Origin of the sequence: Citrobacter sp. Cf087 (assembly GCF_030334285.1) — a bacterium.
GTDB classification, from domain to species: domain Bacteria; phylum Pseudomonadota; class Gammaproteobacteria; order Enterobacterales; family Enterobacteriaceae; genus Citrobacter; species Citrobacter freundii.
The window spans coordinates 537,081-562,945 of sequence record NZ_JAOWED010000028.1 but is presented as its reverse complement, the minus strand read 5'-3'; the positions used below and the strand labels follow the sequence as shown (position 1 = coordinate 562,945).

Here is a 25,865-nt window from a genome sequence, read left to right as displayed (position 1 = left end):
TGACCACGATACGCTTACTAATTCCAGAATATCCAGGAAAACTCCAGGTATTCAGAGCCTGTATCTACGCAAGCTCCCCTTTTACTAAGGGAACGAAGCGTACGGCCTCCACGGTATCGATAATAAATTCGCCTCCCCGACGACGCACCCGTTTCAGAAACTGGTGCTCGTCACCCACGGGTAAGACGAGAATGCCGCCTTCATCCAACTGCATCATCAATGCGGTTGGGATCTCAGGCGGCGCTGCCGTAACAATGATAGCGTCAAAAGGGGCTCGCGCTTGCCAGCCTTGCCATCCATCACCATGACGGGTAGAAACATTATGTAAATCAAGCTGTTTAAGTCGACGACGCGCCTGCCACTGCAAACCTTTAATGCGCTCAACAGAGCACACATGGTGCACCAGGTGCGCCAGAATCGCCGTTTGGTAGCCAGAGCCGGTACCAATTTCCAGCACCCGGGACTGTGGCGTTAACTCCAGCAGCTCGGTCATCCGCGCAACCATATAGGGCTGCGAAATCGTCTGCCCCTGACCAATCGGCAGGGCAATATTGTCCCAGGCCTTATGTTCAAACGCCTCATCAATGAATTTTTCACGCGGCACGGCGGCAAGTGCATCGAGAACAAGCTCATCTCTGATGCCCTGCGCACGTAATTGTTCAAGAAGAGTGTGTACGCGTCTGCTTACCATTGCGTGTCGGCTCCCACGCTGTCTAACCAGTCAGAAACAACTTCATGCGCGCCGTATGCGGTTAAATCGACATGCAGCGGCGTGATGGAAACATAGCCTTCATCGACGGCGGCAAAATCAGTATCCGGTCCGGCGTCGCACTTTTCGCCCGGTGGCCCGATCCAGTACAGCGTATTACCGCGCGGGTCCTGCTGTGGTATCACCTGATCTGCAGGATGGCGACTACCGCAGCGGGTGACGCGGATACCTTTAATCTGATCCAGCGGTAAATCCGGCACGTTGATATTCAAAATGCGCCCGGTGCGCAGCGGTTCACGACTCAGCGCCCGTAAGATACGGCAGGTTACTGCGGCAGCAGTATCGTAGTGTTTATGCCCATCAAGTGAGACAGCCAGCGCAGGGAAGCCCAGGTGACGACCTTCCATCGCCGCCGCAACGGTACCGGAATAGATAACATCATCGCCGAGATTAGGACCTGCGTTAATACCAGACACAACAATGTCCGGACGCGGACGCATTAATGCGTTAACGCCCAGATAGACGCAATCGGTAGGTGTACCCATTTGTACGGCAATATCACCGTTATCATAGGTGAACGTGCGAAGTGAGGATTCCAGCGTCAGCGAGTTGGACGCGCCACTGCGGTTACGATCCGGGGCAACCACCTGTACGTCAGCAAACTCACGCAGCGCTTTCGCCAGCGTTTGTATACCGGGTGCGTGAACCCCATCATCGTTACTCAGCAATATACGCATAATCACCCATTGTGTTAATAAGTTCCCTTACAACACTGGTGGCGAAGCTACCTGCCGGTAGCCAGAAACGTAACTCAACGGTTACGTCATCCCACCAGTTCCAGCTTAATTGTTGTGGATACAGCAACATAGCGCGACGCGACGCGTCGACTTTCTCGCGCAATAACAGAGACTGCAGCGCGGTTTCATCAGCAACAGCGGCTTCTTCAAACGCCAGCGCGTCGCGTTGAGTTCCCCACTCACCGCTGCCCGGCAATGCCGCTGTAATCATCAACTCTTTCTCATCGACGCGACGCTGTAATTCAGTTTGTTCTTCCTGTGTGGCGACAAACCAGCTTCCGCGCCCCGATAATTGTAGCGCATCGCCGTCAACAACTTGATTAAAGTCTGTTTTTTTCAGGCGTTCACTGACTATCTGATTAAACAACGCGCTACGGGCCGCCGACAACCAAAAACTGCGTTTATTGCGATCGCGCACCGGCGCATCGCTTTGCGCCCAGCGCAGCGCCCCTTGCAGGTTGCTGCCGCCGATACCAAAACGCTGAGCGCCAAAATAGTTCGGTACGCCGCGCTCGTTAATTGCCTGCAAACGCGCTTCAACATCATTTCGCTCGCTCACTTCACGCAACACCAGCGTAAATTCGTTGCCTTTCAGCGCCCCTAAACGCAGCTTACGCTTGTGGCGCGCGTACTCCAGCACTTTACAGCCTTCAAGCTCAAATTTGCTTAAATCAGGCATCGCATTGCCCGGCACACGCGCACACAGCCACTGTTCCGTGACCGCATGCTTGTCTTTCTGGCCAGCAAAGCTCACTTCGCGGGCATGAATTTTCAGGAATTTCGCCAGCGCGTCAGCCACAAAACGGGTGTTACAACCGTTTTTCAGGATACGCACCAAAATGTGCTCGCCTTCGCCATCGGGTTCGAAGCCTAAATCTTCGACGACGACAAAGTCTTCCGGATTCGCTTTCAGAACGCCATGGCCTTGTGGTTTGCCATGGAGATACGTCAGATCTTCAAACGCAGTCATTTCGTTGCCTTAATGAGTAACGCCACCGCTTCACAGGCAATCCCTTCCCCACGCCCGGTAAAACCGAGTTTTTCCGTGGTGGTCGCTTTCACGTTAACATCATCCATATGGCAGCCGAGGTCTTCGGCAATAAACACACGCATTTGTGGAATGTGCGGCAGCATCTTCGGCGCCTGAGCAATAATTGTCACATCCACATTACCAAGCGTATAGCCTTTGGCTTGAATACGCCGCCAGGCTTCACGCAATAATTCACGACTATCTGCACCTTTAAAGGCCGGGTCGGTGTCCGGGAATAGCTTACCGATATCCCCCAGCGCAGCCGCGCCCAGCAGAGCATCGGTTAACGCGTGTAACGCCACGTCACCATCAGAATGCGCCAGCAATCCTTTTTCATACGGGATGCGCACACCACCAATGATAATTGGGCCAACTCCTCCAAAAGCGTGTACGTCGAAACCGTGTCCAATTCGCATTATGCCTTCTCCTGATATACACAGCGTCCTCCAGGCAGCCTGAAGGATGATGTATCTAGATAGTTCGGGTCAGATAAAATTCCGCCAGCGCCAGATCTTCCGGGCGGGTGACTTTGATGTTGTCAGCACGTCCTTCGACCAGCTGCGGATGAAAGCCGCAATATTCCAGCGCCGAAGCTTCGTCTGTAATAGTTGCACCTTCGTTGAGTGCACGTGTCAGGCAATCGTGCAATAACTCGCGCGGGAAAAACTGCGGCGTCAACGCATGCCATAAATCGGTGCGATCGACCGTATGGGCGATGTCTGTTCGCCCCGGCTCCGCGCGTTTCATTGTGTCGCGTACCGGTGCGGCAAGGATCCCGCCGGTACGGCTGGACTCGCTGATTGCCAGCAAACGGGCCAAATCATCCTGGTGCAGGCACGGACGCGCGGCGTCATGCACCAGCACCCAACGGGCCTCCCCTGCGGCTTGCAAACCGGCAAGGACAGAATCGGCACGCTCGTTGCCGCCATCCACCACCGTAATTTGCGGGTGCGCAGCAAGTGGAAGTTGGGCAAAGCGACTGTCGCCTGGGCTGATAGCGATGACGACTCGCGTCACCCGGGGATGAGCCAGCAGCGCATCAACCGAGTGTTCAAGAATGGTTTTATTGCCAATAGAGAGGTACTGCTTAGGACACTCTGTTTGCATTCGGCGGCCAAACCCGGCAGCCGGCACCACGGCGCAAACGTCCAATAAAGTGGCTGCCATGTTAAATCCCTGGACGGTTTATCGATTGTTTTGCCCTGCAGTCTGGGCGCGTTTAGACGCGTCAGGCACCAGACGATAAAAGGTTTCGCCCGGCTTAGTCATACTGAGTTCGTTGCGCGCACGCTCCTCAATAGCCTCTTGTCCGCCATTGAGATCGTCAATTTCGGCAAAGAGCTGATCGTTACGCGCTTTAAGTTTCGCGTTTGTAGCTTGCTGCGCAGCAACATCATCGTTGACGCGACTATAGTCATGTATGCCGTTCTTACCGAACCACAGCGAATACTGCAGCCAGACTAATAAAGCCAGCAGCAGCAGCGTTAGTTTACCCATCCTGCCCCCTGAAAAACGGCATTAATATCCCATAACTTCCGCAGACAACTTTACATCAACGGTCGGGAATGCCGCGACAACGCGGGCAAATGTACCACATTTGCCCGTTGTTACGTATACCCCGTGTAAGGAGAACATAATCTCATTGTTGGTTACGGTTTGAATTATGACCAGAGAGTGAACAACGTCGGCGATTGTTAAAAAAAGGCGTTTGCCTAACCCAATAACCATAAAAATAGTGCGCCAAACATCGCCCCAACCACCAGCAGGGTACAGGTAATGCTCAGCAGCAACCTCCCCTTCAATAGCGAGTGCAAGGCAATACCCGCGACAATCGCCACGGGCAGCAATGCGAGGAAAAAGGGCCAGGTATAAATGAAGAAAAACAGTGTATTAGGGCCATACATCAGACACGGGAATCCCAGCGCCAGCAACCACGCGATAAAACCGACCACGGCCCCCGGTAGTGACCAGGTGGTTTCGTCGTCGGCGGCGAAGGTATCTGAATCTGTAATAGTAATGTTATGGCTGTTACGCATATCTAATCCTGTGACCGTGACTGACCGGGCATGTGAGCTCGGGTGTCTCAGGATCTGATAATATCTTCCTGCCTCAGCAGGTCTAATAATTGGGGTACCAAATTTGTTACCAATTGTTCACCATCAAGATGAATCTCTGGCGATTCAGGCGCTTCGTATACCGAATCAATTCCGGTGAAATTGCGTAACTCACCCGCCCGCGCTTTTTTATACAGCCCTTTTGGATCGCGTGCTTCACACGTTGCTAATGGCGTATCGACAAAAACTTCAATAAAACGCCCTTCGCCAACTCGCTCACGAACCATTTTGCGCTCAGCGCGATGCGGTGAGATAAAGGCGGTCAACACCACAAGCCCCGCATCCACCATCAGGTTAGCCACTTCACCAACCCGGCGAATATTCTCCTTACGATCGGCATCACTAAATCCAAGATCGCTGCACAAGCCGTGACGCACGTTATCGCCATCCAAGAGATAAGTACTCACCCCCAGCTTATGCAACGCTTCTTCAAGCGCCCCTGCTACCGTGGATTTACCGGAACCAGACAACCCGGTAAACCACAGTACAACACCACGATGACCGTGGCGTTGTTCCCGCTGTTGCGGTGTAACAGGATGGGCATGCCAGACGACGTTTTCGTCATGCAGCGCCATTATTTTCCTCCCAGCAGATCGCGCGCACCCCAGTGTGGGAAGTGGCGACGCACCAGTGCATTAAGCTCCAGCTCAAACGCGCTGAACTGAGAAGCGGTGGCGTGCTCCTGAACAAGTGGCTCACGCACCAGTCCCGCGCCAACGGTAACGTTGGTCAGGCGGTCAATAATTATCAGCCCGCCCGTCACCGGGTTCTGCTGATAGGTATCCAGCACCAGCGGCTCATCAAAGGTCAGATTAACCAGACCGATGCCGTTTAGCGGTAGCGCTTCAACGTCACGTTGGGTCAGGTTGTTTATATCGACCTGATATTGCACGCTATCAACGCGTGCGCGGGTCTTCTTGCCTGCGACTTTGATGTCGTAGCTTTGTCCAGGCGACAGCGGTTGTTCCGCCATCCAAACCACATCAATGGCAGCGCTTTGAACCGCCGGCAACGCCTCACCGGCATCAAGTAACAGGTCGCCCCGGCTGATATCGATCTCATCTTTCAGCACCAGGGTGATCGCTTCACCTGCATGCGCTTCCTGTAAATCGCCATCAAAGGTCACGATCCGCGCTACGCTGGACTCAACGCCGGACGGCAGCACTTTGACGCGCTGCCCGACCTTCACGCTACCGGAGGCCAGCGTTCCGGCATAACCACGAAAATCCAGATTCGGTCGGTTCACATACTGCACCGGGAAGCGCATCGGCTGAGTATCAATACTGCGCTGGATCTCAACGGTTTCCAGCACTTCCAGCAGCGTCGGACCGCTGTACCACGGCATACTGGCGCTTTGCGAAGCCACGTTATCGCCTTCCAGCGCAGAGAGCGGCACAAACCGGATATCCAGGTTGCCCGGAAGTTGTTCAGCAAAAGTAAGATAGTCTTCGCGAATGCGATTAAATGTCTCTTCGCTAAAGTCCACCAGATCCATTTTGTTGATCGCCACCACCAGGTGTTTGATCCCAAGCAGCGTGGAGATAAAGCTGTGACGACGAGTCTGATCCAGCACACCTTTACGCGCATCGATCAATAGGATCGCCAGGTCGCAGGTCGACGCACCGGTCGCCATGTTACGGGTGTACTGTTCATGCCCGGGAGTGTCCGCAATAATAAATTTGCGCTTCTCGGTAGAGAAATAACGGTAAGCCACGTCGATGGTGATGCCCTGCTCGCGCTCGGCCTGTAAGCCGTCAACCAATAACGCCAGATCAAGCTTTTCGCCCTGAGTGCCGTGACGTTTACTGTCATTGTGCAGCGATGAAAGCTGGTCTTCATAAATCTGACGCGTGTCATGCAGCAAGCGACCAATCAGGGTGCTTTTCCCGTCATCCACGCTACCGCAGGTTAAAAAGCGCAGCAGACTTTTGTGTTGCTGGGCAACCATCCAGGCTTCAACGCCGCCTTCATTAGCAATTTGTTGTGCAAGTGTCGTATTCATGGCGGCTCCTTAGAAATACCCCTGACGTTTCTTCAGCTCCATGGAGCCCGCCTGGTCGCGGTCAATCACGCGGCCCTGACGTTCACTGGTGGTTGAGACCAGCATCTCTTCGATAATTTCCGGCAGCGTCTGCGCATTCGACTCCACCGCGCCTGTCAGCGGCCAGCAGCCGAGCGTACGGAAACGTACCATGCGTTTTTTAATCACTTCCCCGGGTTGCAGATCGATTCTGTCGTCATCAATCATCATCAACATGCCATCGCGTTCAAGCACCGGACGCTCCGCCGCCAGGTACAGTGGCACGATGTCGATATTTTCCAGCCAGATGTACTGCCAGATATCCTGTTCGGTCCAGTTGGAGAGCGGGAAGACGCGAATACTTTCGCCTTTGTTAATTTGTCCGTTGTAGTTGTGCCACAGCTCCGGGCGCTGATTTTTAGGATCCCAGCGATGAAAACGATCGCGGAAAGAGTAAATACGCTCTTTGGCACGCGATTTCTCTTCGTCACGACGAGCACCGCCAAACGCGGCATCAAAACCGTATTTATTAAGCGCCTGCTTCAGCCCTTCGGTTTTCATAATGTCGGTATGCTTGGCGCTGCCGTGGACGAACGGGTTGATGCCCATCGCCACCCCTTCCGGGTTTTTATGCACCAGCAGTTCGCAGCCGTAGGCTTTCGCCGTACGGTCACGAAACTCGTACATTTCGCTGAATTTCCAGCCGGTATCAACGTGCAGTAATGGGAACGGCAGCGTGCCAGGATAAAACGCTTTACGCGCCAGATGCAGCATTACGCTGGAATCTTTGCCGATGGAATACATCATCACCGGATTAGAAAACTCGGCGGCCACCTCACGAATGATATGGATGCTTTCCGCTTCCAGTTGCCGCAGGTGGGTAAGTCGTTTTTGATCCATAACCGTTCCTATGTAATGCCGTTATTTTGCTAACGATGCTCAGATAACCTGACTATAGGGAGGGCAAGAGGGCGAATGAAATTACGAATTGGAATGAGTAGTTCCTCAAAGGAATAACGATCCGGAAAAGCAAATATCAAAAAGTGCTTAAGCTACCGGATTTCGGGCATTTAGGAGCAAATGAAATTGTTTTACCTCGATCACAGTTTCATACTAGCGGCTGAAAATTTCTGCTTGGTATTTAAGGACTCATTATGTTTTCCGCAACGCGCCACCTTATTGCTGCCATGGCGCTCGGCGCGTGTTTTATCCTTCCTGCACAGGCAACATCCTCCAAACCTGGCGATATCGCAAATACCCAGGCTCGATATATCGCAACGTTTTTCCCGGGCCGCGTGACGGGATCTCCGGCTGAAATGTTATCTGCTGATTATATACGTCAGCAATTTCAGCAGATGGGCTACAGCAGTGATATTCGGACGTTTAATAGCCGTTATGTTTATACCGCCAAAGATAACCGAAAAAACTGGCATAACGTAACGGGAAGCACCGTTATTGCAGCACATGAAGGCAAAGCGCCGCAGCAGATTATTATTATGGCGCACCTCGACACCTACGCCGCACAAAGCGATGCCGATTCAGATGCCAATCTGGGTGGATTAACCCTGCAAGGGATCGACGACAACGCCGCAGGTGTTGGCGTGATGCTGGAACTAGCGGAAAAACTCAAAGACGTGCCGACGCAGTACGGCATCCGATTTATCGCCACCAGCGGCGAGGAAGAAGGCAAACTGGGCGCGGAGAACATCCTGAAGCGAATGAGCGCCGCCGAGAAGAAAAACACGCTGCTGGTTATCAACCTCGATAACCTGATTGTCGGTGATAAGCTCTATTTCAACAGCGGTAAGAAAACCCCGGAAGCGGTGCGAAAACTAACGCGCGACCGGGCACTGGCTATCGCGCATAGTCGCGGCATTGTAGCCAGCACCAATCCAGGCCTGAACAAAGACTATCCGAAGGGTACAGGATGTTGTAACGATGCGGAGGTCTTCGACGACGCGGGTATTGCTGTGCTCTCCGTTGAAGCGACCAACTGGAACCTGGGCAAGAAGGATGGCTACCAACAGCGCGCCAAAAGCGCCTCGTTCCCGTCTGGCAACAGCTGGCATGATGTGCGACTGGATAACCAGCAGCATATCGATAAAGCCTTACCGGGCCGGATAGAGCGCCGTAGCCGCGACGTGGTACGCATTATGCTGCCGCTGGTAAAAGAACTGGCGAAAGCAGGTAAATCCTGAAGAAGAAGCCCGGTAATAAATAAACGTTACCGGGCTTTTAACAGTTAGCCTTCGTGCAGCCCGCACTCTCTTTTCAGCCCAAAGAACCGCGTCTCTTCTTCCGCCATTCCCGGCTCCCATTTGCGGGTGGTATGGGTATCGCCGACTGACAGATAGCCCTGATCCCACAGTGGATGGTACTTCAGACCATGCTTTTGCAGATACTGGTAAACCGTACGGTTGTCCCAGTCGATGATCGGCAGAACTTTAAACACACCACGCTGAATCGCCAGCACCGGTAAATGCGCACGACTGCCCGATTGCTCACGGCGCAGACCGGCAAACCAGGTCTGCGCGTTCAGCTCCAGCAATGCCCGGTTCATCGGTTCGACTTTGTTGATGTCATTGTATTTTTCAATGCCCTCAACGCCCTGCTCCCACAGTTTGCCATAGCGCGCTTCCTGCCAGGCCGCACTTTCCTTCGCCCGGTAGACTTGCAGATTAAGCTTGAGCGTGTCCGTTAACTCGTCAATAAACTGGTAGGTTTCCGGGAACAGATAACCGGTATCGGTGAGGATCACCGGGATATCAGGGCGAACCTGATTTACCAGGTGCAGACTCACTGCCGCCTGAATACCAAAACTTGATGACAGTACATATTCGCCAGGCAGGTTTTCCAGCGCCCACGCCACGCGATCCTCGGCGCTCAATTTTTCCAGTTGGTCGTTGGTTTGCGCCAACGCCATAACGCGTTCAACTTTCGGCAGTTCGTTCAACGCGTTGAGATCGAGTTTGGACATAAGTTCCTCACTGTTTGCCTTGCCTGATGGCGCTGCGCTTATCAGGTCTACCGATTCAGTAGACCCGATAAGTCAATTTCACATTATTCCCAGAAATCCCGGGCAGGATCGAGCACCGGGCGAATAATGCCCGCACGCACCGTAAAGTCACCGAAGCCTTCACCCGCTTCGCGCTCTTTCGCCCAGCGCCCAATCAGTTCATCCAGCGATGCCAGAATTTCCGGCTCGGTGATGTTCTCTTTAAACATCCGGGGAATACGAGTTCCAATACGGTTGCCCCCTAAATGGAGGTTGTAACGTCCGGGCGCTTTCCCCACCAGACCAACTTCCGCCAGCATCGCGCGGCCGCAACCGTTCGGGCAGCCAGTCACACGCATGACAATATTTTCATCACTCAGGCTGTGCTTCGCCATCAGCGTGTCGATGTTGTCGATAAACGTTGGCAGGAAGCGCTCGGCCTCCGCCATCGCCAGCGGACAGGTCGGGAACGACACGCAGGCCATCGAGTTTTCACGCTGCGGAGTGACCGCATTCATTAAGCCACTCTTCTGCGCAATCTTCTCGATCTTCGCCTTTTCACTCTCAGGAACACCTGCAATGATCAGGTTCTGGTTCGCGGTAATACGGAACTCACCTTTGTGGATCTTCGCGATCTCAAGCAGACCGGTTTTCAACGGACGGCCCGGATAATCCAGGATACGGCCGTTTTCAATAAACAGCGTCAGATGCCATTTATTGTCGATCCCTTTCACCCAGCCGATACGATCGCCGCGACCGGTGAACTCGTACGGGCGGATGGGCTCAAACTTGATCCCCGCGCGGCGCTCAACTTCAGCTTTAAAGGTCTCAACGCCTACGCGTTCCAGCGTGTATTTGGTTTTGGCGTTTTTACGATCGGTACGGTTACCCCAGTCACGCTGAGTCGTCACCACCGCTTCCGCGACGGCCAGCGTATGCTCAAGCGGCAGATACCCAAATTCGCTTGCCGTCCGGGCGTAAGTTTTCTTATTGCCATGCTCAATGGACAAACCGCCGCCCACCAGCAGGTTAAAGCCCACCAATTTGCCGTTTTCCGCAATCGCCACGAAGTTCATGTCATTGGCATGCAGATCGATGTCGTTCTGCGGTGGGATCACCACCGTGGTTTTAAACTTACGCGGCAGATAGGTTTGACCGAGGATCGGCTCCTCGTCGGTGGTCGCAACTTTTTCCTGATCAAGCCAGATCTCTGCATAGGCGCGGGTGCGCGGCAGCAGATGTTCGGAGATCTTTTTCGCCCACTCGTAGGCTTCGGCGTGCAGCTCAGATTCATACGGGTTGGAGGTACACAGCACGTTACGGTTCATATCGTTGGCGGTCGCCAGTGCGTCCAGGCCGACGGAGTGCAGCATCTGGTGTACCGGCTTAACGTTCTTCTTCAGAATGCCGTGAAACTGGAAGGTCTGACGGTTGGTCAGACGAATGCTGCCGTAAATAGTGTTGTCATGGGCGAACTTGTCGATCGCCTGCCACTGTTTGGTGGTGATCACTCCACCCGGCAGACGACAGCGCAGCAGCATCGCGTGACGCGGCTCCAGCTTTTGCTCGGCACGTTCGGCGCGGATATCGCGGTCGTCCTGCTGGTACATACCGTGAAAACGGATCAGCAGGAAGTTGTCGCCTTTAAACCCGCCGGTCAGGCCGTCGTTTAAATCTTCGGCAATGGTACCGCGCAGATAGTTGCTTTCCAGCTTCATACGCTCAGCGTCGGACAGTTTGCCTTCGACCACCAATGGTCCTGGATGTTTTTCGCTCATTAGTAGACATCTCGCTGATAACGGCGCTCAATGCGCAGCTCACTTAAAAATTCATCCGCCGCTTCGATATCCATACCACCGAATTCGGCAATCACTTCCAACAACGCCTGCTCAACGTCTTTCGCCATACGATTGGCATCGCCGCAGACATAAATGTGGGCACCGTCGTTAATCCAGCGCCACAGTTCCGCGCCCTGTTGGCGCAGTTTATCTTGTACGTAGACTTTTTCTTTTTGATCGCGGGACCAGGCGAGATCGATACGGCTCAGTACGCCCTCTTTGACGTAACGCTGCCATTCCACCTGATACAGGAAATCTTCGGTAAAGTGCGGGTTACCGAAAAACAGCCAGTTTTTGCCTTCGGCTCCATCAGCCGCACGCTGCTGCATGAAAGCACGGAACGGTGCAATTCCCGTACCCGGGCCAATCATAATCACCGGCGTCTGCGGGTTTGACGGCAGGCGGAAATTGTCGTTGTGTTCAATGAACACGCGGACTTCACCTTCTTCTTCCACGCGGTCGGCGAGGAAACTGGAAGCACCACCAGCACGGGCGCGACCTTCTATTTCATAACGCACCACGCCCACGGTGACGTGCACTTCGCTTTCCACTTCCGCCTGAGAAGAGGCAATGGAGTACAAACGCGGCGTCAACGGACGCAGAAGATCAACTAACGCCTGAGCATCCAGTTGCGCCGGGGAAAAGCGCACCATATCGACGATGGGCGTGGTGGCGGCATAATGCTGCAACTGTGCTTTGTCACCCACTAACGGCAGCAATGTTTCGCTGCGGGTTAAGGTGGCATAGTTCTCCACGATATTGCCGGTATTCACCGTCAGCTCGAAATGCCACTGCAACGCTTCAGCGAGCGACAAGGTTTTGCCTTCAACCGTCACCGGTTCATCACCTTTCAGCCACAGCAGTTCAACCAGCTCTTTGACCAGCGCCGGGTCGTTCTGATACCACACGCCCAGCGCGTCACCCGGCTGATAACGCAGACCGGAATCGCCAAGGTCGATTTCGATATGACGGACGTCTTTTTCCGAATTACGGCCGGTAATTTTCTGATTCACCGCAAGCGACGCCGTCAGCGGCGCTTCTTTGGTGTACGGACTGGTGTGTACTTCATTTACCGCACCGCTCGCGGCAACTTGCACAGACGGTACCGCAGGCGCACGTGCTTTCAGGACATCAACCAAACGGGCACGCCACTGCGCGGCGGCGGCCTGATATTCGACGTCGGCATCTACACGATCGAGCAGACGTTCACCGCCCAGCTCGGCCAGTTTGCTGTCGAAGTCTTTCCCGGCCTGGCAGAAGAATTCATAGGAGGTATCGCCAAGGCCCAGCACCGCAAAGGCGGTATCGGTCAGCTTCGGCGCTTTTTTCGAGAACAGGAATTTATGCAACGCCACGGCTTCTTCCGCCGGTTCACCTTCCCCTTGCGTCGACGCCACCACGATCAGCAGTTTTTCATTGGCGATTTGTTTGAATTTATAGTCGCCAGCGTTGATCAGAGTGACGTTGAGCTTCGCGGCGATCAGCTCATCGCGCAGGGCTTCCGCCACACGACGCGCATTACCGGTTTGCGAGGCGGAGATAAGCGTAATGCCTGGCATTTCAGCGACAGGCGCAAGCGCCGCTGCATTGCTACCAGGCTGCTGATTCAGCACGCCCCAAAAATAGCCAGAAACCCACGCAAGCTGTGCGGGAGTGAAATCGGTCGTGGCTGCCTGAAGGCGTGCCAGTTGCTCCGGGTTTAGCGGTAGCAGAGCGGAAGGTGGGGCCTGTGTCGTCATGCGTTGTCATGTTCCAGTAAGCAAAGCGGATTTCAGCAATAAAACCCAAACTGAAGATAAGGTTAACGGCGGGGATAGTAACAATTAAAGAAGGGATAGAAATAACAAATAACCAAATGGACTAACCTGTTTTAGTTATAGTCATTAACGACAAAAACGATTTAATAACTATATGATATATAAATAGTTATCAAACATTAACAGCGTAAATATGACGTTCTGATGCTTAGCGCCCTTTTAACTAATGATAAAAATTGTGCTTTACGGTACCCTACGGCGGTTTTTCGCATTCTTGAGAGTAAATAATGTCCACCACCTTGTTTAAAGATTTCACCTTCGAAGCCGCTCACCGCCTGCCGCACGTACCGGAAGGGCATAAGTGTGGCCGCCTGCATGGTCACTCATTTATGGTGCGTCTTGAAATTACCGGTGAAGTCGATCCGCATACCGGTTGGATCATGGATTTTGCTGAGTTAAAAGCCGCGTTTAAGCCGACTTACGACAGACTCGATCACTACTATTTGAACGATATTCCTGGCTTAGAAAATCCAACCAGTGAAGTGCTGGCCAAATGGATTTGGGATCAGATTAAACCTGTGGTCCCTCTGCTAAGTGCTGTAATGGTGAAAGAAACCTGCACAGCAGGCTGCGTGTACCGCGGCGAGTGATTGTAGGCTTGCCGGATGACAATGCGTCTTATCCGGCCTGCAACAAGCAACAAACTCTGGCCGGGTAAGCGAAACGCTCCCGGCACAGTTATCAGGCAATATTCAGATATTTATGGGTTTGCATCGACAGACGCCAGTTTCGTGCAATACAGGTATCAATACACAAACGCGTCGCATCTTCTTTCTGGCTGATTGGCTGTAAGGCGATGATTCGTGGTTTGTCGTCGCTCAACGTCGCCAGCAGTTCATCCAGCGCTTCAATATCACGAACGCGACCAACCGGATGTTTGATTTCATTCGCGCGCTCCAGCGCCTGCGACAGCACATCATAGCCACCGCGCATATTTACCTTCGGCGATACGGTCACCCAGGTATTCGGCGTACAGCGTACTTCGTGGGTACCACTGGTCTCAATCTGGCAGCTAAAGCCGTTCTTTTCCAGCAGGTCAGTCAGCGGCATCAGGTCATGAATGCAGGGCTCGCCGCCGGTGATCACCACATGACGGGCGGTATACCCCTGACGCGAAATGACCGCCAGCAGATCCTCACTACTCGCCGCCCCCCATTTGTCGCTTTCTTTGGTCTTGGCCAGGATGCTGTACAGGGAGACTTCCCGATCCTCAAGCTTATCCCAGGTGTGTTTGGTATCGCACCAGGCACAGCCAACCGGGCATCCCTGTAAACGAATAAAAATGGCGGGGACGCCGGTAAAGTAACCCTCACCTTGCAGGGTCTGGAACATCTCGTTAATCGGGTACTGCATAGCGCTCTCAATATGGGGATAAACGATAATTATCGCAGATCCCCGCCAAAGTATCATGCCCCATCGATGCTTTACGAGGCGATCGCCGCGACAAAGCGTGCCGTTATCTGCTGCGGACGCGTGATAGCGCCACCAACCACCACGGTATGGGCACCTAATTCCAGGCATCGTGCGGCACGTTCCGGAGTATCGACGTTTCCTTCTGCCACGACAGGTACGCTGACCGCCGCCAATACCTCACGTAAAAAACCGCAGTCGTTTTCCGCCAGCACATGCCCGGCAGTGTCAGCGGTATAGCCGTAGAGCGTGGTGCCCACGCAGTCAAAACCCAGACGCTCAGCTGTCACCGCCTCGTCTATGGTGGCGATATCCGCCATCAGCAGCACAGACGGGTAGCGAGCGCGGATTTGCATAACTAATTCTTCCAGCGTTTGTCCACCTGGGCGCGGGCGCGCTGTCGCATCCAGAGCAATAATCTCCGGCTCAACGGTCATTAGCTCATCCACTTCCTGGAGCGTGGCCGTGATAAACACATCGCTACCCGGATAATCACGCTTGATAATCCCAATCACCGGCAGGGAGACGCTCTCTTTGATCGCGCGAATATCCACCACGCTGTTCGCACGAATACCTACAGCACCTCCCTGCGCTGCCGCCAGCGCCATACGCGACATAATAAACGGACTGTGCAGGGGCTCATTTTCCAGCGCCTGGCAGGAGACGATTAATTTACCTTTCAGGGAATCCAGTACAGTTTTCATTACGATAAGATCTCTTCGACTTCGTTTTTGATGATGGTGACATGCGGGCCATAAATCACCTGAACCCCGTTGCCGCGAATAATTACGCCACGCGCTCCGGTCGCTTTCAGCGCCGCTTCATCGACCTTGCTACTCTCTTTTACCGTCACGCGCAGACGTGTGGCGCAACAGTCCACCTCTTCCAGATTCTCTTTACCTCCCAGTCCGGCAATCACAGCCGCAGCACGCTCACTTTGCGGCAGGCCGGATTCAGTCGGTGCTGCGTTTTCACGACCAGGCGTCAACCAGTTAAAGCGGTTAATCAAATAGCGGAAGGTGAAGTAGTAAAGGAAGAACCACGGGATCCCCACCATAGGGACGTACATCCAGTTGGTTTTAGCTTCCCCCTGTAGCACACCGAAGAGGAGGAAATCGATAAGCCCACCCGAAAAGGTTTGCCCGATGGTGATATGTAAAATATGCGCCATCATAAACGCCAGACCATCGAAGAAGGCGTGAATGACGTATAACACAGGTGCGACAAACAGGAAGGAGAACTCGATAGGCTCAGTGATCCCCGTCAGGAAAGAGGTCAGGGCCGCAGACAACAGCAGTCCGGCGACAAGCTTTCTGTTCTCTGGTTTGGCAGTATGGTACATCGCAAGACATGCGCCAAGCAGGCCAAACATCATGGTGATAAAGCGCCCGGACATAAAGCGCGAGGTGCCCGCATAGAACTGCTGCGTATTCGGATCGGCAAGTTGCGCGAAGAAAATACGCTGCGTGCCTTCAACCAACTGGCCGTTGACGATTTCACTCCCGCCAAGCGCTGTGGTCCAGAACGGTAAATAAAAGATATGGTGTAACCCTAGTGGGCCAAGCATACGCAGGATGAAGCCGTACAACAGCGTACCCAGATAACCGGTCGCATCCACCAGACCACCCAGTCCAAAAATGAGTTTCTGGAAATGCGGCCAAACCACCGTCATGACCGCACCCACTACAATCGCGGCAAGGGAGCTAATAATCGGCACAAAGCGCGAACCGCTGAAGAAACCAAGGAACTGAGGCAGCGAGACTTTATTGAAACGGCTATGCAGCGCGCAGGTGACAAGCCCAATCACCACCCCACCAAATACGCCTGTTTCCAGCGTCTGAATACCCAGCGTCATCCCCTGGCCTACGGCACCGGGATTCTCGTGCGCCAGCGTTCCGTTGAGTGTCAATAAAGCGTTGATGGTGGCGTTCATCACCAGAAATGCCAGCAATGCAGCAAGCCCGGCGGTGCCTTTGTCCGTTTTCGCCAATCCTACTGCCACACCCACCGCAAAAAGCACCGACAGGTTGGCAAACACAATAGAACCTGCGCTGGTCATGATCGTGAAGATTGCCTGTAACCAGTCAACGTCCAAAAACGGATACGCCGTCAATGTGTTTGGATTCGACAGCGCACCGCCAATCCCTAACAACAGCCCCGCAGCGGGCAGTACCGCAATCGGCAGCATGAACGATTTGCCGAACCGCTGTGCCTTTTCAAACCAAGCGCCCGATGAGGCGCCGCTAAACATTTGCATCATTTTTTCATCTCCCCGATTAATGATGAAAATTTTTACCATATTTACTTTTATAAATGAAAATTATCATCAAAAACCAGGAAGCCGATCATACTTTTTTAAAATGACTGGCATCTCTCCCCTGCTTTCCGCCACACTATCAGCAGAGAAACGCATTAAGGATTTTGCATGTCAGAAAATGAAAACCTGCTGCTGAGATTGCGCCAGGGCGTTGACGGATATAGCCGAACACAGCAGAAGCTGGGAGAGTTTGTGCTTAGTGATCCGGCAAAAGTTGTCTACCTGACGATTACCGAACTGGCGCGTGAAAGCGACACCAGCGAGGCGAGCGTCACACGTCTGTGCCGCACGCTTGGGTGTAAGGGTTATAACGAATTCAAAATGGCGCTGGCACTCGATCTCCAGCAAGGGCTGCCGGTAGAGCACAGCGGGGATGAAATTGACAATGTGGTCAATGAATCCGTGCAAGCGCTGCAGGACACAGCAAAGTTACTCGACAGGACATTACTGGAATCCGCCGCTCTGGCGCTACATCAGGCTCAGTCGGTACAGATTTATGGCGTAGCGGCCAGCGCTATTCTGGGGGAGTATTTACATTACAAACTCCTGCGCCTCGGCAAACCCGCGCAACTGTTCAGCGACATGCACCGCGCAGCCATGAATGCCACTACGCTTAGCAAAAATACGCTCGTGGTAGCGATCTCCAGTTCAGGCTCCACGCGCGATCTGCTGCATGTCGTGAAACTGGCGCGTAAGCAAGGCGTGCGCGTACTGGCGCTGAGTAATACGCCGCGCAGTCCGCTGGCCTCGCTGAGCGATATTCAACTGGTCGCAGCCAAACCAGAAGGTCCGTTGAGTGCTGGTGCGCTAAACGCCAAGGTGGGTGTGATGCTGTTGGTAGAACTTCTCACCACGTCGCTGATTGCGCTGGATGAAAAGTATAGTGATGTGAGCCAGCAAACCGCCAGCGCAACACTTCCTCTACTGCTTTAAAAGCATAAAAAAACCCGCCGCAGCGGGTTTTTACGTTAAGAGTTAAAGAACAGGATTACGCCTGACCTTTGATCTCTTTACGACCGTTGTACGGTGCTTGTTCACCCAGAGCTTCTTCGATACGAATCAGCTGGTTGTACTTAGCAACGCGGTCAGAACGGCTCATAGAACCAGTTTTGATCTGGCCTGCAGCGGTACCAACAGCCAGGTCAGCGATGGTAGCATCTTCAGTTTCGCCAGAACGGTGAGAGATGACAGCGGTGTAGCCAGCATCTTTCGCCATTTTGATCGCAGCCAGAGTTTCGGTCAGAGAACCGATCTGGTTGAATTTGATCAGGATGGAGTTAACGATGCCTTTTTCGATGCCTTCTTTCAGGATCTTGGTGTTGGTTACGAACAGATCGTCACCAACCAGCTGGATTTTGTCGCCCAGTACTTTAGTCTGGTATGCGAAACCGTCCCAGTCAGACTCGTCCAGACCATCTTCGATGGACACGATCGGGTACTGTTTGGTCAGTTCTTCCAGGAAGTGAGTGAATTCTTCGGAGGTGAATGCTTTGTTGCCTTCGCCAGCCAGGACGTATTTACCGTCTTTGTAGAATTCAGAAGCTGCACAGTCCATCGCCAGAGTGATGTCTTTGCCCAGCTCGTAGCCAGCTGCTTTAACCGCTTCAGCGATTACAGCCAGAGCTTCAGCGTTGGAACCCAGGTTCGGCGCGTAGCCGCCTTCGTCACCAACTGCAGTGTTCATACCTTTAGCTTTCAGAACTTTAGCCAGGTTGTGGAACACTTCAGAACCCATACGAACGGCTTCTTTCAGAGTCTTAGCGCCAACCGGCTGAATCATGAATTCCTGGATGTCGACGTTGTTGTCAGCGTGCTCACCACCGTTGATGATGTTCATCATCGGAACCGGCATGGAGTATTTACCCGGAGTACCGTTCAGTTCAGCGATGTGTGCATACAGCGGCAGGCCTTTAGCAGCAGCTGCTGCTTTGGCGTTCGCCAGGGACACAGCCAGGATGGCGTTTGCACCGAAGTTGGATTTGTTTTCAGTACCGTCCAGATCGATCATGATCTTGTCGATGCCAGCCTGATCTTTAGCATCTTTACCCAGCAGAGCCTGAGCAATTGGGCCGTTAACAGCTGCAACAGCTTTCAGTACGCCTTTACCCATGAAACGGGATTTGTCGCCATCGCGCAGTTCCAGTGCTTCGCGGGAACCAGTAGAAGCACCTGACGGAGCTGCTGCCATACCAACGAAACCACCTTCCAGGTGTACTTCGGCTTCAACAGTCGGGTTACCACGGGAGTCGATGATTTCACGACCGATGATTTTAACGATTTTGGACATTAGATTTTCCTCAGTACAAGTTAAACTAAAACTCCAGACAAACAATGCACCCTGATGGGTGCATTGCCGTTCTAACTTATTTACTTCTTACTTCGCCTGACGCTTCTGATGTTCACTGGCGGCTTTCACAAAGCCGGCAAACAGCGGGTGCCCATCACGTGGCGTGGAAGTAAATTCCGGGTGGAACTGACAGGCCACGAACCACGGATGATTCGGTACCTCAATGATCTCGACCAACTGATCATCACCGGAACGGCCTGCAATACGCAGACCCGCAGCTTCAATCTGTTTCAACAGCATATTGTTGACTTCGTAACGGTGGCGGTGGCGTTCAACAATTGTCGGCGCGCCGTACAGTTGACGAACCAGGCTATCGTCGCTCAACTGACACTGCTGCGCACCAAGACGCATAGTGCCGCCCAGATCGCTCTTCTCGGTACGGACTTCGACGTTGCCGTCTTCATCGCGCCATTCGGTAATCAGGGCCACCACCGGGTACTTACAGTCTGGCACAAATTCCGTGGAGTTGGCGTTGTCCATACCCACTACGTTACGTGCAAACTCAATCAACGCAACCTGCATACCCAGGCAAATGCCCAGATAAGGAATATTGTTCTCACGCGCAAAGCGCGCCGTCGCGATTTTACCTTCAACACCACGATAGCCGAAGCCGCCAGGGATCAGGATTGCATCAAGACCTTTCAGGATCTCAACGCCACGCGTTTCGACATCTTGTGAATCGATCAGCTTGATATTGACGGTGACACGATTCTTCAGACCGCCATGCTTCAGCGCTTCGATAACTGATTTATAGGCATCCGGCAGTTCAATGTACTTGCCGACCATACCGATAGTCACTTCGCCTGCCGGATTCGCTTCTTCGTAGATAACCTGTTCCCATTCTGACAGATTAGCTTCCGGACAGTTCAAGCTGAATCGTTTACAAATATAATCGTCAAGGCCCTGAGATTTCAACAGGCCCGGGATTTTATAGATGGAATCGACATCTTTCAGAGAAATCACCGCTTTTTCCGGAACGTTACAGAACAATGCAATTTTTGCACGTTCATTAGCCGGAACTGCGCGATCGGAGCGGCAAATCAGGATATCTGGCTGAATACCGATAGAAAGCAGCTCTTTTACAGAGTGCTGAGTCGGTTTAGTTTTGACTTCACCTGCCGCTGCCATGTACGGAACCAGCGTCAGATGCATAAACAGCGTGTGCTCGCGACCAATTTCTACGGCCATCTGGCGAATCGCTTCAAGGAACGGCAGAGATTCGATATCCCCAACGGTTCCGCCGATTTCAACCAGAACAACATCATGACCTTCACCGCCTTCCAGAACACGCTCTTTAATGGCATTCGTGATGTGCGGGATAACCTGAACGGTCGCGCCCAGGTAGTCGCCACGGCGTTCTTTACGCAGAACGTCGGAGTAGATACGACCCGTAGTGAAGTTGTTGCGGCGGCTCATTTTGGTACGAATGAAGCGCTCATAGTGACCCAGGTCCAGGTCGGTTTCAGCGCCGTCTTCGGTAACGAACACTTCCCCGTGTTGGATTGGGCTCATAGTACCTGGATCGACGTTGATGTACGGATCCAGTTTCATCATGGTTACATTGAGGCCACGGGCTTCAAGAATGGCTGCCAGGGAGGCTGCGGCAATGCCTTTTCCCAGAGAGGATACGACCCCGCCGGTCACAAAAATATAGTTCGTTGTCATGCTGGACCTGAGAAGTTAGGGTGAAACGATGGAATTACCAAGACGGGAAAGTAGTATACCCGAACATGACGAGCGCCACAAACTTTCATTATTCCTCCTCTTCACCAGGCTCACATTAACATCGGGAGTGAGAAAATAGCCCCTTTGGGGTAAATGTTTTTGACGTAAATCAAGCGCTTGTTATTTAAAAAATCACACAAATCGCCCTTGACCGACGAAATCCCTTAGAGATCAATTTCCTGCCGTTTTACCTGTTGCCAGACTTCTTCCATAGTTTCCAGATCAACACCAGTCATTTCCAGACCTCGAGCCGCCACAATTCGCTCAACCTCACGAAAACGTCGCTCAAATTTCTCGTTCGCTTTTTGCAAAGCAGTCTCTGCTTTAGTGCCTAAATGCCGGGCCATATTGACCGTGGCAAACAGCAGATCGCCCATTTCCTCCTCCAGTTTAGCCTGGTCGACAACAGCCTGCTTCGCCTCAAACATGACTTCGTCGATCTCTTCGTAAACCTTGTCGACAACCGGTCCTAATGTTTTCCAGTCGAAGCCAACATTTGAGCAGCGTTTCTGGATTTTTTGGGCGCGCATTAATGCCGGTAAACTACGGGGAATATCGTCGAGCGCGGAATGCTGTGCCTTCTCAGCACGTTCTTCGGTTTTGATTTGCTCCCAACGGGTAAGCACCTCGGTGCTGTTACTGGCAGAAACGTCAGCAAAAACATGCGGGTGGCGGCGTTCAAGCTTATCGCTTATCGCAGCGCAAATATCATCAAAGTTGAAGCGCCCTTCTTCCTGAGCCATCTGGGCGTAAAACACCACCTGGAACAGCAGATCCCCCAACTCTCCACGCAGGTCGTCGAAGTCTTCTCGCGCAATCGCGTCCAGCACTTCATAAGTCTCTTCGAGGGTGTAAGGAGCAATAGTGGCGAATGTCTGCTCTTTGTCCCACGGACAACCGTTCTCCGGGTCGCGCAGGCGCTGCATAATACCGAGCAGTCGGTTGATTTGATTCATTGGAATATCCTGAAATTTCAATACGGTAGGCCGGATAAGGCAACATCCGGCAACATAGCAATGCCTGATGGCAACGCTAACGCGTCTTATCAGGCCTACAAGGTTATCCGGCCTACATTATGATTAATTACCGTGCAGACGACGTGCGTCGATCACATCCGGTACCTGGTTCAGCTTGCCGAGCACGCGCCCGAGCACCTGCAGGTTGTAGATTTCGATGGTCATATCAATGGTGGCAAGCTGTTGTTTGGTATCACTCCGGCTGGCAACGCCCAGCACGTTTACCTTCTCGTTGGCGAGAATCGTGGTGATATCACGTAACAAGCCACTGCGATCGTTGGCCTGGACGCGAACCACCAGCGAATACCCTGCAGAGTAACTTTCGCCCCAGACCGCATCAACAATACGTTCCGGCGCATGGGAGCGCAGCTCAGTCAGCTGTTCACAATCCGCCCGGTGCACGGAAATACCGCGTCCCTGGGTAATAAACCCGACAATCTCATCGCCTGGAATCGGCTGGCAGCAGCGAGCGATGTGGTGCATCAGGTTACCTACCCCTTCCACCACGACACGACCGTCGTCTTTACGGCGACTCTGCGGTGCGTGCGTTTTCTGCTGAAGCTGTTTCAGCGCGGCGGCATCCTGTTCGGCAGCGCTTGGCTTATTAAACTGCGCCTGCAGGAAATTCACCATCTGGTTGAGGCGGATGTCTCCTCCGCCAATCGCCGCCAGCAGTTCATCCAGCTCATTGAAACTGTAGCGCGGCAGCAGATGTTTTTCCGCTTCTTTCAGGCTGATGCCTAAATGCGCCAGCTCATCGTCGAGAATCTGGCGACCTGCAAGAATGTTCTTATCACGGTCCTGTTTACGGAACCAGGCGTGGATCTTCGAACGCCCACGACTGGTGGTTACGTAGCCAAGGTTAGGGTTCAACCAGTCGCGGCTTGGGTTTGGCTGTTTCTGGGTGATAATTTCAATTTGATCGCCCATCTGCAGTTGGTAGGTAAACGGTACGATGCGTCCACCAATTTTCGCGCCAATGCAACGATGCCCCACATCACTATGAATGTGGTAAGCAAAATCGAGCGGCGTGGAGCCTGCAGGCAGATCCACAACATCGCCTTTCGGCGTAAAGACATACACGCGGTCATCAAAGACCTGGCTACGAACTTCATCCAGCATTTCACCGGAATCTGCCATCTCTTCCTGCCAGGCGATCAGCTTACGCAGCCATGCAATGCGATCTTCATGACCAGAGCGCGCCGCGCCTGAAGCGGTGCCCTCTTTGTACTTCCAGTGCGCCGCGACGCCCAGTTCGGCATCTTCGTGCATCTGTTTAGTACGGATCTGAATTTCAATGGTTTTCCCGCCCGGCCCCAGCACAACCGTATGGATTGACTGGTAGCCGTTGGGTTTCGGGTTCGCGACGTAGTCATCAAACTCATCCGGCAGATGGCGATAGTGAGTATGTACTATCCCGAGCGCGGCATAGCAGTCCTGTAAACGCTCTGCCACGATACGCACTGCGCGCACATCGAACAGTTCATCGAAGGCCAACTGCTTTTTCTGCATTTTGCGCCAGATGCTGTAGATATGCTTCGGACGCCCGTACACTTCAGCTTTGACGCCTTCCGTTTTCATCTCTGAGCGCAAATGACCAACGAACTCATCAATGTAATGCTCCCTGTCGATACGACGTTCATGCAGCAGCTTGGCAATGCGTTTGTATTCAGCCGGGTGCAGATAACGGAAGCAATAATCTTCCAGCTCCCATTTTAATTGCCCGATTCCCAAACGGTTGGCCAGCGGTGCATAGATATTGGTGCACTCTTTTGCCGCCAGAACGCGTTCATCTTCCGGCGCGTCTTTCACTTCACGCAGATGGGCAATCCGCTCTGCCAGCTTGATGACCACACAGCGGAAGTCATCTACCATTGCCAGCAGCATGCGGCGGACGTTATCGACCTGCTCGGAAGAAACTGAATCGGTATGCGTGGCTTTAAGCTGGCGTATCGCCGCCATATCACGCACGCCGTGGATAAGATGAACAATGGATTTGCCCACGCTCTCGCGCAGGATGTCTTCACTTACCACGTTGGCATCAGCCAGAGGGAACAGCATTGCTGCACGCAGCGTGTCGATATCCATGCTCAACATGGAGAGAATTTCTACCATCTCCACGCCACGCCACAGCAGCAGATCCGCATCCGGATGCCCCTGTGTCTGCTGGAGGCAGTACGCCCAGGTTTCGGCTAAGCGTTCACACGACTGCTGGCTGGAGATCCCCAGACTCGCGATCCATTTCTTGGGATCAAACTCACCAGCTTTATTTAAATGTGCACTTCTTACCGCAACCATCGTCCTCTCCTTAAGGGGCATGGCCTGTCGAAGTCGACAAGCCGAACCCATTGTCTTTCACACAGCATTACAAGGCGAAATCCAATGGGTATTAAGTTCATTACAAACGCTCAAACAGGACCATTGATTCCAGGTGTCCAGTGTGCGGGAACATATCGAGCATCGCCAGCCGCCGGATGGCATATCCCGCATTGAGCAAAGCATCGCTGTCACGAGCCAGCGTTGCCGGGTTACAGGATACATAAACAACGCGTATAGGTTCTAATTTTATAATATGTTGCATCACACCAGCAGCCCCCGCACGCGCAGGATCGAGCAAAACTTTGTCGAATCCGTTTTTCGCCCACGGCTGCCGGGTAACATCTTCCTCAAGGTTCTCATGAAAGAATGTCACATTGTGTAATCCGTTATTCAGTGCATTTTCCCGACCTTTTTCAACCAGCGCCGGAACACCTTCCACGCCAACCACGCTTGCTGCTCGAGTTGCCAGCGGCAGGGTAAAATTACCCATTCCACAGAACAGATCGAGTACGCGATCTTCAGGTTGCACATCGAGCCATTCCAGCGCACGGGCCACCATTTGTTGGTTTACCCCTTCGTTAACCTGAATAAAATCGCGCGGGCTGAAGGTTAACCGTAGTCCATTTGAGTCATACCAGGGCGATTCTTCTGATATTGATTCCAGTATCTCGCTTTGCGGGGCCAGAAACAAAGACAGCCCCTGAGAATGCGAAAAGCATTCCAGTTTTTCTTTATCCGCTGCACTTAATGGCGCCGTGTGGCGCAAAATCATCAGGGTTCCGCTCCCTGCCTGCACCAGTTCAACATGTCCAAGGTGGCGTAACCCTTGAAGACTTTCCAGACACGCCCTGAGATGGGGCAATAACGCTTCAAGCTGGGGCACCAAAACAGGGCATTGTTTGACATCGATAATGTCGCTGGAGCCTGATTTGCGAAACCCCATCTGCAATTTGTGTTCTTTTGGCCGATAGTTCAGGCTCAATCGGGCACGACGACGATAGCCCCACGGCGTATCAGCTATAACATCCGACACGTCACATTTCATTAAACGCGACAACGCCGCGCTTTTACTACGCTGCTGTAACGAGATGCTGGCATGCTGCTGCTGGCAACCGCCGCATACGCCAAAATGCGGGCAACGTGGCACTTCACGCTCAGGGCTGTTGTTCAAACGTCGTTTTACTTGCGCGCGGGCGAACTGTTTTTTATCTTCGGTAATCACCACCTCGGCGCTTTCCTGGGGTAGCAATTCCGGTATAAACAACGCTTTTCCGTTATGGCGAGCGACGCCCTGACCAAAAGGATCGAGGTCATTGACGGTAACGGTTATGATCTGACGCGTCGTCACGCGTCGTTTTGCAGAGTAGAATTGCGCCATCGACGAGATATTTCTCTATTTAACAGTGTGACC

General features: G+C 53.0%; 24 protein-coding genes. 3 read left to right on the top strand and 21 right to left on the bottom strand.

Going from position 1 to position 25,865, the window contains the following annotated elements:
- Nucleotides 1-64 precede the first annotated feature (64 nt).
- The 10 genes from OGV57_RS11160 to cysD form a co-directional block, all read right to left on the bottom strand.
- Nucleotides 65-691, bottom strand: coding sequence for a protein-L-isoaspartate(D-aspartate) O-methyltransferase (locus tag OGV57_RS11160; RefSeq protein ID WP_003034172.1), 627 nt, complete (start codon nucleotides 689-691; stop codon nucleotides 65-67).
- Nucleotides 685-1,446 carry a 5'/3'-nucleotidase SurE gene (surE, locus tag OGV57_RS11155; RefSeq protein WP_003825728.1) on the bottom strand — a complete coding sequence of 254 codons (762 nt, stop codon included), beginning with the start codon at nucleotides 1,444-1,446 and terminating at the stop codon, nucleotides 685-687. The genes OGV57_RS11160 and surE overlap by 7 nt, the downstream gene beginning before the upstream one ends.
- Entirely contained in the window at nucleotides 1,427-2,476 is a 1,050-nt protein-coding gene (gene truD, locus OGV57_RS11150; protein WP_003840327.1) for a tRNA pseudouridine(13) synthase TruD, read from the bottom strand. Before truD ends, surE begins: the two co-directional genes overlap by 20 nt.
- Complete coding sequence (ispF, locus tag OGV57_RS11145; protein ID WP_003034167.1) at nucleotides 2,473-2,952, bottom strand: 2-C-methyl-D-erythritol 2,4-cyclodiphosphate synthase; 480 nt, start codon at nucleotides 2,950-2,952, stop codon at nucleotides 2,473-2,475. The genes truD and ispF overlap by 4 nt, the downstream gene beginning before the upstream one ends.
- 55 nt (nucleotides 2,953-3,007) lie before the next feature.
- A complete protein-coding gene (gene ispD, locus OGV57_RS11140; RefSeq protein WP_003840328.1) occupies nucleotides 3,008-3,703 on the bottom strand; it encodes a 2-C-methyl-D-erythritol 4-phosphate cytidylyltransferase in 696 nt (231 codons plus the stop codon).
- An 18-nt stretch (nucleotides 3,704-3,721) separates the two neighbouring features.
- Nucleotides 3,722-4,033: a cell division protein FtsB gene (ftsB, locus tag OGV57_RS11135; RefSeq protein ID WP_003034163.1), complete on the bottom strand. Its 312-nt coding sequence runs from the start codon at nucleotides 4,031-4,033 to the stop codon at nucleotides 3,722-3,724.
- A gap of 215 nt (nucleotides 4,034-4,248) precedes the next feature.
- On the bottom strand, nucleotides 4,249-4,572 hold the full coding sequence (locus tag OGV57_RS11130) for a DUF3561 family protein (protein WP_054528734.1): 324 nt from the start codon (nucleotides 4,570-4,572) through the stop codon (nucleotides 4,249-4,251).
- Between the two features lie 47 nt (nucleotides 4,573-4,619).
- Nucleotides 4,620-5,225, bottom strand: coding sequence for an adenylyl-sulfate kinase (cysC, locus tag OGV57_RS11125; protein WP_003034157.1), 606 nt, complete (start codon nucleotides 5,223-5,225; stop codon nucleotides 4,620-4,622).
- Complete coding sequence (cysN, locus tag OGV57_RS11120) at nucleotides 5,225-6,652, bottom strand: sulfate adenylyltransferase subunit CysN (protein ID WP_049002595.1); 1,428 nt, start codon at nucleotides 6,650-6,652, stop codon at nucleotides 5,225-5,227. Before cysN ends, cysC begins: the two co-directional genes overlap by 1 nt.
- A 9-nt stretch (nucleotides 6,653-6,661) precedes the next feature.
- Nucleotides 6,662-7,570, bottom strand: a complete 909-nt coding sequence (gene cysD / locus OGV57_RS11115; protein WP_003034152.1) for a sulfate adenylyltransferase subunit CysD — start codon at nucleotides 7,568-7,570, stop codon at nucleotides 6,662-6,664.
- 254 nt (nucleotides 7,571-7,824) lie between these two features.
- Between cysD and OGV57_RS11110 the strand changes: the two genes are divergently transcribed.
- Nucleotides 7,825-8,868 (top strand): aminopeptidase, encoded by a 1,044-nt coding sequence (locus OGV57_RS11110; protein ID WP_032938348.1) that lies wholly within the window; start codon nucleotides 7,825-7,827, stop codon nucleotides 8,866-8,868.
- A 44-nt stretch (nucleotides 8,869-8,912) separates the two neighbouring features.
- On the opposite strand, the gene cysH is transcribed toward OGV57_RS11110, so the two are convergent.
- The 3 genes from cysH to cysJ form a co-directional block, all read right to left on the bottom strand.
- Nucleotides 8,913-9,647, bottom strand: a complete 735-nt coding sequence (cysH, locus tag OGV57_RS11105; protein ID WP_048232693.1) for a phosphoadenosine phosphosulfate reductase — start codon at nucleotides 9,645-9,647, stop codon at nucleotides 8,913-8,915.
- An 83-nt stretch (nucleotides 9,648-9,730) separates the two neighbouring features.
- A complete protein-coding gene (gene cysI, locus OGV57_RS11100; protein ID WP_003034148.1) occupies nucleotides 9,731-11,443 on the bottom strand; it encodes an assimilatory sulfite reductase (NADPH) hemoprotein subunit in 1,713 nt (570 codons plus the stop codon).
- The gene (gene cysJ, locus OGV57_RS11095; protein WP_054528735.1) at nucleotides 11,443-13,242 is read right to left on the bottom strand and encodes an NADPH-dependent assimilatory sulfite reductase flavoprotein subunit; all 1,800 of its coding nucleotides are present in this window, start codon (nucleotides 13,240-13,242) and stop codon (nucleotides 11,443-11,445) included. Before cysJ ends, cysI begins: the two co-directional genes overlap by 1 nt.
- Before the next feature lie 305 nt (nucleotides 13,243-13,547).
- Between cysJ and queD the strand changes: the two genes are divergently transcribed.
- A complete protein-coding gene (gene queD, locus OGV57_RS11090) occupies nucleotides 13,548-13,910 on the top strand; it encodes a 6-carboxytetrahydropterin synthase QueD (protein WP_003034142.1) in 363 nt (120 codons plus the stop codon).
- Nucleotides 13,911-14,001: 91 nt separating this feature from the next.
- Here queD and queE read toward each other — a convergent pair whose 3' ends face one another.
- From queE to OGV57_RS11075, 3 genes are all read right to left on the bottom strand, one after another.
- Nucleotides 14,002-14,673, bottom strand: coding sequence for a 7-carboxy-7-deazaguanine synthase QueE (gene queE, locus OGV57_RS11085; protein WP_003034139.1), 672 nt, complete (start codon nucleotides 14,671-14,673; stop codon nucleotides 14,002-14,004).
- Nucleotides 14,674-14,744: 71 nt separating this feature from the next.
- Nucleotides 14,745-15,434, bottom strand: coding sequence for an N-acetylmannosamine-6-phosphate 2-epimerase (locus OGV57_RS11080; protein WP_003846548.1), 690 nt, complete (start codon nucleotides 15,432-15,434; stop codon nucleotides 14,745-14,747).
- Nucleotides 15,434-16,990: a maltose/glucose-specific PTS transporter subunit IIC gene (locus OGV57_RS11075; RefSeq protein WP_003034134.1), complete on the bottom strand. Its 1,557-nt coding sequence runs from the start codon at nucleotides 16,988-16,990 to the stop codon at nucleotides 15,434-15,436. The genes OGV57_RS11080 and OGV57_RS11075 overlap by 1 nt, the downstream gene beginning before the upstream one ends.
- 165 nt (nucleotides 16,991-17,155) lie before the next feature.
- Here OGV57_RS11075 and OGV57_RS11070 point away from each other — a divergent pair, with 165 nt between their 5' ends.
- Nucleotides 17,156-17,980 (top strand): MurR/RpiR family transcriptional regulator, encoded by an 825-nt coding sequence (locus OGV57_RS11070; protein ID WP_044699736.1) that lies wholly within the window; start codon nucleotides 17,156-17,158, stop codon nucleotides 17,978-17,980.
- 55 nt (nucleotides 17,981-18,035) lie between these two features.
- Here the strand turns inward: OGV57_RS11070 and eno are convergent, their stop codons facing one another.
- The 5 genes from eno to rlmD all read right to left on the bottom strand — a co-directional run bounded on the left by eno (nucleotide 18,036) and on the right by rlmD (nucleotide 25,832).
- Nucleotides 18,036-19,334, bottom strand: a complete 1,299-nt coding sequence (eno, locus tag OGV57_RS11065; RefSeq protein WP_003034129.1) for a phosphopyruvate hydratase — start codon at nucleotides 19,332-19,334, stop codon at nucleotides 18,036-18,038.
- Between the two features lie 87 nt (nucleotides 19,335-19,421).
- Nucleotides 19,422-21,059: a glutamine hydrolyzing CTP synthase gene (gene pyrG, locus OGV57_RS11060; protein WP_003034127.1), complete on the bottom strand. Its 1,638-nt coding sequence runs from the start codon at nucleotides 21,057-21,059 to the stop codon at nucleotides 19,422-19,424.
- 224 nt (nucleotides 21,060-21,283) lie between these two features.
- Nucleotides 21,284-22,075, bottom strand: coding sequence for a nucleoside triphosphate pyrophosphohydrolase (gene mazG, locus OGV57_RS11055; RefSeq protein ID WP_003034125.1), 792 nt, complete (start codon nucleotides 22,073-22,075; stop codon nucleotides 21,284-21,286).
- Nucleotides 22,076-22,198: 123 nt separating this feature from the next.
- On the bottom strand, nucleotides 22,199-24,433 hold the full coding sequence (gene relA / locus OGV57_RS11050; protein WP_003034123.1) for a GTP diphosphokinase: 2,235 nt from the start codon (nucleotides 24,431-24,433) through the stop codon (nucleotides 22,199-22,201).
- A 100-nt stretch (nucleotides 24,434-24,533) separates the two neighbouring features.
- On the bottom strand, nucleotides 24,534-25,832 hold the full coding sequence (gene rlmD, locus OGV57_RS11045) for a 23S rRNA (uracil(1939)-C(5))-methyltransferase RlmD (protein ID WP_032949930.1): 1,299 nt from the start codon (nucleotides 25,830-25,832) through the stop codon (nucleotides 24,534-24,536).
- Between the last annotated feature and the right edge of the window lie 33 nt (nucleotides 25,833-25,865).

Coding starts and splice junctions, on each gene's coding strand:
- cysC (WP_003034157.1), bottom strand. CDS start 5,225: ATGGCGCTGCATGACGAAAACGTCGTCTGGCATGCCCATCCTGTTACA.
- ispD (WP_003840328.1), bottom strand. CDS start 3,703: ATGGCAGCCACTTTATTGGACGTTTGCGCCGTGGTGCCGGCTGCCGGG.
- cysN (WP_049002595.1), bottom strand. CDS start 6,652: ATGAATACGACACTTGCACAACAAATTGCTAATGAAGGCGGCGTTGAA.
- OGV57_RS11075 (WP_003034134.1), bottom strand. CDS start 16,990: ATGATGCAAATGTTTAGCGGCGCCTCATCGGGCGCTTGGTTTGAAAAG.
- OGV57_RS11110 (WP_032938348.1), top strand. CDS start 7,825: ATGTTTTCCGCAACGCGCCACCTTATTGCTGCCATGGCGCTCGGCGCG.
- OGV57_RS11070 (WP_044699736.1), top strand. CDS start 17,156: ATGTCAGAAAATGAAAACCTGCTGCTGAGATTGCGCCAGGGCGTTGAC.
- mazG (WP_003034125.1), bottom strand. CDS start 22,075: ATGAATCAAATCAACCGACTGCTCGGTATTATGCAGCGCCTGCGCGAC.
- relA (WP_003034123.1), bottom strand. CDS start 24,433: ATGGTTGCGGTAAGAAGTGCACATTTAAATAAAGCTGGTGAGTTTGAT.
- ispF (WP_003034167.1), bottom strand. CDS start 2,952: ATGCGAATTGGACACGGTTTCGACGTACACGCTTTTGGAGGAGTTGGC.
- OGV57_RS11080 (WP_003846548.1), bottom strand. CDS start 15,434: ATGAAAACTGTACTGGATTCCCTGAAAGGTAAATTAATCGTCTCCTGC.
- cysJ (WP_054528735.1), bottom strand. CDS start 13,242: ATGACGACACAGGCCCCACCTTCCGCTCTGCTACCGCTAAACCCGGAG.
- rlmD (WP_032949930.1), bottom strand. CDS start 25,832: ATGGCGCAATTCTACTCTGCAAAACGACGCGTGACGACGCGTCAGATC.
- queD (WP_003034142.1), top strand. CDS start 13,548: ATGTCCACCACCTTGTTTAAAGATTTCACCTTCGAAGCCGCTCACCGC.
- eno (WP_003034129.1), bottom strand. CDS start 19,334: ATGTCCAAAATCGTTAAAATCATCGGTCGTGAAATCATCGACTCCCGT.
- cysD (WP_003034152.1), bottom strand. CDS start 7,570: ATGGATCAAAAACGACTTACCCACCTGCGGCAACTGGAAGCGGAAAGC.
- pyrG (WP_003034127.1), bottom strand. CDS start 21,059: ATGACAACGAACTATATTTTTGTGACCGGCGGGGTCGTATCCTCTCTG.
- cysH (WP_048232693.1), bottom strand. CDS start 9,647: ATGTCCAAACTCGATCTCAACGCGTTGAACGAACTGCCGAAAGTTGAA.
- OGV57_RS11130 (WP_054528734.1), bottom strand. CDS start 4,572: ATGCGTAACAGCCATAACATTACTATTACAGATTCAGATACCTTCGCC.
- cysI (WP_003034148.1), bottom strand. CDS start 11,443: ATGAGCGAAAAACATCCAGGACCATTGGTGGTCGAAGGCAAACTGTCC.
- truD (WP_003840327.1), bottom strand. CDS start 2,476: ATGACTGCGTTTGAAGATCTGACGTATCTCCATGGCAAACCACAAGGC.
- queE (WP_003034139.1), bottom strand. CDS start 14,673: ATGCAGTACCCGATTAACGAGATGTTCCAGACCCTGCAAGGTGAGGGT.
- ftsB (WP_003034163.1), bottom strand. CDS start 4,033: ATGGGTAAACTAACGCTGCTGCTGCTGGCTTTATTAGTCTGGCTGCAG.
- OGV57_RS11160 (WP_003034172.1), bottom strand. CDS start 691: ATGGTAAGCAGACGCGTACACACTCTTCTTGAACAATTACGTGCGCAG.
- surE (WP_003825728.1), bottom strand. CDS start 1,446: ATGCGTATATTGCTGAGTAACGATGATGGGGTTCACGCACCCGGTATA.